This window comes from Pseudomonas avellanae BPIC 631 (assembly GCF_000444135.1).
Classification (GTDB): domain Bacteria; phylum Pseudomonadota; class Gammaproteobacteria; order Pseudomonadales; family Pseudomonadaceae; genus Aquipseudomonas; species Aquipseudomonas avellanae.
Map to the genome: position 1 here is coordinate 1 of NZ_ATDK01000125.1, position 2,427 is coordinate 2,427.

At 57.4% G+C, this 2,427-nt stretch carries 1 protein-coding gene; it reads left to right on the forward strand.

Annotated elements, in window-relative coordinates:
- Positions 1 to 2,170 (forward strand): S9 family peptidase (locus DW49_RS0107445; RefSeq protein WP_206539570.1); only part of this gene is annotated, 2,170 nt, incomplete at its 5' end.
- Positions 2,171 to 2,427 lie beyond the last annotated feature (257 nt).

A 2,427-nucleotide genomic window follows, 5' to 3' on the forward strand; every position in this document is an offset into this window, starting at 1 on the left:
TGTTTTCGAAAAAATCAGCCACCAACTAACGGAAAATTCAAATCTTATCAATAGCTTAGCTTGCAGGTTATGGGTAACTTATTTCGAAAACAGTACACTAGGCCTCTTCAGGCAACACGTTTTGTGTCGACGTACGACTGTTGCAGGTGTCACTATAAGTACAGAATATTTTTCTAGATGCTTCGGTGGTAGTGACGTGAAGTATTGGATCCTCCTTTTATGGGTATTATCGAACTGGCTGTTCCACACTCAAAGTGCGGCTGCTAGTCCGCTACCTACACCCGCCCAGATCATGCAATTGCGCAGCGTGGGCGATCCGCAGATCAGTCCAGACAGTCGTTGGATCGCCTACACCCTGAGCACGCCCCAGGCTCAGGGAAAGCCTCCGCTCAGCAAGGTCTGGCGCGTTCCTGTAAGCGGCTCAGCGACGTCAACAGCGCTCTCTTCGGTCGACACCGCTAATGACGAGCATCCTCGCTGGTCGGCCGACGGCAGACAACTGATGTTTCTGTCGACGCGTCCGTTGCCTAACAACGCAACCCGGCGCGATAACCTTGCTAAAACTCAGGTCTGGCAGCAGACAGATGGGACAGCGCCGCAGCCGATGACACGTTCAGTTGGCGAGGTGAGCGGGTTTTCATTATCTCCCGACGCCCAACAGATTGCCTACTTGGCTTTAGATCCGGCTACCGCACAGGCAACCGCCGACGCACAAGCCAAGCGCGATGCGGTGGAAACCGAGACCCCCACAAGGTTCGTGCGTGTGTGGATACGCGATCTACGCACTGGCCAGACGCGTGTGCTGACGCCTCCAGGTCTGCAGGTACATGATGTGGCTTGGTCACCAGACGGCAGCCAGCTGGCGCTGCGAGTTTCCAATGGCACCACTCTCAACGACTACTGGTATGCGTCGCACGTGCAATTACTGCCCCTGCAGGACGTTAATCTCGGCACGGTACTTGAGTCACATGCCTCAGCCTTGCCGCTGCAGTGGTCGCCGGATGGCAAGCGGCTACTGTATGGGCAACTCGGCTTACACGGCATAGTGGCAAACATCATCGTCGAGCAGTTGGATGGTCATCGCAGGGTGGTGCTGGGTCAGGACTGGCCTGGCACTCTGTGGCTAGCCCGCTGGCAAAACAACAGCACCTTGATAGGCCAAGGCCTACAAGGTGTACGTGGGGTCTTCCTGAGTATCAGTGCCGAAAGCGGATGCTGGACACAGTTGGCGCAGCAACAGGTCCCGTATCAGGCTTTCACTACCGCACATAACGGCGATATTGCCTATATCGGGCTGCGCGATGCTCAGCCGGCCGAGATCTGGACGTTGCGCGCGGGAAAGAGCGCGCAACGCAGCGATAGTAACCCTCAAGTTGCAAGTTGGGCTCATGGTCAGGTACGCGAGCTAGCATGGAACTCCTCGCGCGATGGGCTCCCTATCACTGGTCTGCTGGTATCTCCGCCAGGCTGGAAAGCCGGCACGCCCCTGCCCACGCTGGTACAGATACACGGTGGCCCAGCCGCTGCTTGGACATCGGGCTGGCTAGGTTCATGGCACGACTGGGCGCAACTGTTATCCACGCATGGCTACGCTGTCCTGTTGCCCAATCCGCGAGGGTCGGAAGGCCAAGGCACTGCGTTCGCTGAAATGGCGCGACATGATTGGGGGAGTGCCGATTTTCAAGATGTGCTCGATGGCGTGGACATGCTTGAACGCGAGGGCGTGATCGATCCGACGCGCCTAGCCATTGGTGGATGGAGCTACGGCGGATATCTGTCGGCCTGGGCGGTGACGCAATCTGCACGCTTCAAGACTGCGATTGTCGGTGCCGGTGTTATCGATATCGGTGCAATGGCGTTGACCACCGACATACCGGACTACCTTCCTGGCTACTTCGGCGACCCGGTCAGCAATCGCGCCGAATATGACGCGCACTCGCCAATTCGCTACATCGACAATGTGCATGTACCGGTATTAATCCTGCATGGACAGGCTGACAGACGCGTGCCGACGTCGCAAGGCGACATGTTATACCGCGGACTCAAAATGCATGGTACGCGTGTCGAACAGGTCACATATCCTCGCGGCCCGCACTGGTTCTTTGAAACCGAACATGGAGCGGATGTGCAGGATAGAGTGCTGGGTTGGCTAGATCAAAATCTACGCTAGGGATGGGCCCCGTGCAATGACTACAGCGTGTCGTCAGATAGCCGCTTTCGACGAGCGGAGCGTTCTGTTCTGCGCTGCTTGCTGCGAAGGCGCCCCCCCCCCGGGGGGTTTGCCTTTGCGCAGAAACTGAACTTGGTTGCGGGCTGCGGCAGCCTTGGAGACCGGTTGCATTTGACGTGACCGGAGGCCAGACCAATGATTGTTCGCAGGCGGCCTCGTTGATTGCCAAGGTGCCCGATGCAGAAGTGATCATTGCG